Source organism: Streptomyces sp. SM11 (assembly GCF_002910905.1).
Taxonomy (GTDB): domain Bacteria; phylum Actinomycetota; class Actinomycetes; order Streptomycetales; family Streptomycetaceae; genus Streptomyces.
This window is the reverse complement of sequence record NZ_NEUE01000174.1, coordinates 1-2,378: the sequence shown is the minus strand read 5'-3', so window position 1 is coordinate 2,378 and position 2,378 is coordinate 1. Positions and strand designations below refer to the sequence as shown.

The 2,378-nt window shown below is 69.0% G+C and carries 3 protein-coding genes; 2 read left to right on the top strand and 1 reads right to left on the bottom strand.

All coding sequences use genetic code 11. The annotated features are described in order from the left end of the window. On the top strand, positions 1-1,014 hold a 1,014-nt coding region (locus B9S58_RS15890), incomplete at its 5' end, for an IS110 family transposase (RefSeq protein WP_103532759.1). A gap of 362 nt (positions 1,015-1,376) precedes the next feature. After that, positions 1,377-1,514: a hypothetical protein gene (locus tag B9S58_RS37995; RefSeq protein WP_181009327.1), complete on the top strand. Its 138-nt coding sequence runs from the start codon at positions 1,377-1,379 to the stop codon at positions 1,512-1,514. A gap of 118 nt (positions 1,515-1,632) precedes the next feature. On the opposite strand, the gene B9S58_RS15885 is transcribed toward B9S58_RS37995, so the two are convergent. Next, positions 1,633-2,378: IS630 family transposase (locus B9S58_RS15885; protein ID WP_107494944.1), on the bottom strand; the 746-nt coding region annotated here is incomplete at its 5' end.

The window sequence follows — 2,378 nt, the reverse complement described above, 5'->3', positions numbered from 1 at the left end:
CTGCCGCTGACCGTGGCCCGCGCCACCGGCTGCCGGGTCGCCTACCTGCCGGGACTGTCGATGCGCCGGGCCGCCGACCTCTACCCCGGCGAGGCCAAGACCGACGCCCGTGACGCCTTCGTCATCGCCGACACCGCCCGGACCATGCCCCACACCTTGCGCGCGGTGGACCGCGACGACGAGGCGCTGGCCGAGCTGACCATGCTCACCGGCTACGACAACGACCTGGCCGGCGAGGTCAACCGCACCACCAACCGGCTGCGCGGCCTGCTCTCCCAGATCCACCCCACTCTCGAAAGGGTGGTCGGCCCACGCCTGGGCTACCCCTACATCCTGGCCCTCCTTGAACGGCACGGCTCCCCGGCCAGGCTGAAGAAGCTGGGCCGAGGCCGCTGCGAGGTCCTGCTCAAGGCGCACGGCTCGCGCAAGGCCCACCACCTCGCCACCGAGATCTTCGACGCCCTCGCCGAGCAGACCCTTGTCGTTCCCGGCACCGAGGCCAGCGCGCTGATCGTGCCGGGCCTGGCCGCCCAGCTCGCCGCCGCCCACACCCAGCGGCGTCAGGCCGAGCAGGAGATCGCCGCCCTGCTGGAGGCCCTCCCTCTTTTCCACCTCCTGACGTCCATGCCCGGCCTGGGCGTCAGGACCACCGCGGCCGTGATCGTCGCGATCGGTGACGGCACCGCCTTCCCCACCGCCGGACACCTCGCCTCCTGCGCCGGACTCGCCCCCGCCACCAAGTCCTCGGGCACCTCCATCCGCGGCGAGCACGCACCCCACCGCGGCAACCGCCTCCTCAAACGCGCCCTGTTCCAAGCCGCGTTCGCCGCGATCGGCTGCAAGTCCGACCCGTCCTCCCGGACCTACTACGACCGCCAGCGCGCACGCGGCAAGACCCACACCCAGGCCATCCTCCGCCTGGCCCGCCAACGTGTGAACGTCATCCACGCGATGATCCGCACCGGAGCCCTCTACGAACCACGCACCCCCGACGACGTCGACCTCGCCGCCTGAAATCTCCGCCGCCCCTACCCTCCAGGCCCCATCACGCCCGCACACCGGCACGGCCACCCCGGCGCTGCCGGCCACCGGGCTGCCCATCAGGCACCCGATCCGCCGGGAACGTCCCGCTTCGCGGGACGTTCCCGGAAACCAGGATCAACCCCTACAAGCCGACCCCACCAGGGTTGACGAAACAGATAGGGGCACCCCCCCACCCTCCCCGCCGCCGCGCTGCTGTGTTCCCTCCACACCCCGGACGAACTCGCCGACATGGGCCTGCGCCTGGTCCGCCACGTCACCCGCACCACGGCCGCCACCCAGCACCGCGACCCCGTCGTCCTCGAACTCACCGACGCCCCGGAAGACAACAGCTGATGGCCACCCGGGTCCTGCGCCGGCTGCGCCTGATCGCCCTGCGCTTCCTGCTCCGCACCGCCTCGACCCCGTCCCGGGCCCCGGTCCCTTCCCGGCAGGGCTGTAGCCCGCCCTGCGGCGACCGCTTCCTCGCGTAGAGGTACAACCGCCAACCGGTCGCCGCTCAAGGGGGGGGCTGTTCCGGATGGCTGACCTGCGGGTTTCACCTCATAAAACACTCTGCACCGGAGCTAGTGTCTCGTGATCCCGTTCATGTCAGTTCGAGTTGTTATTGACGAGTTTCTTCACGTTGGTCGCGACGAGTCGGACCTTCGCGAGGACCTCGCCGGCGGTCGCGGTCCAGGTGAACGGTTTGGCCGTTGTGTTCCAGGAGTTGATGTAGTCGCGGATCTGTTTGACCAGGACGTTGACGCTGGAGAAGGTGCCGCGGCGTATGGACTGCCGGGTCAGGATTCCGAACCAGATCTCGATCTGGTTCAGCCACGAGGAGCCGACGGGAGTGAAATGGAAGTGGACGTGTGGGTTCTTCGACAGCCATTCCTTGACCTCCGGGGTGGTGTGCGTCGAGAGGTTGTCCAGGACGACATGGATGTCCTTCCCGGCGTGCGGTTTCACCGCCTTCTTCAGGAAGGCCAGGAAGTCTTTGCCGTTCCGGGTCGGCTTGCACTCGCCGAGCACCTCGCCGGTGCTCACGTTCAGGGCGGCGAACAGGTTCGTGGTGCCGTGCCGGACGTAGCCGGCGGTGCGCTTCTCGCTCGCCGCGAAGGCGACCGGCAGTACCGGCTGGGTCCGGTCCAGCGCCTGGATCTGCGTCTTCTCGTCGATCGAGAGGACCACCGCGCCGCCCGGCGGGGCCAGATACAGGCCGATCACATCGGCCACCTTCTCCGCGAACGCGGGGTCTTTGGAAACCTTGAAAGTGCCGGACCGGTGCGGCTTCAGGCTCTCCTCCCGCCAGATGCGCGCGATGTAGTGCCAGGACACGGTGATGTTCTCGGTCC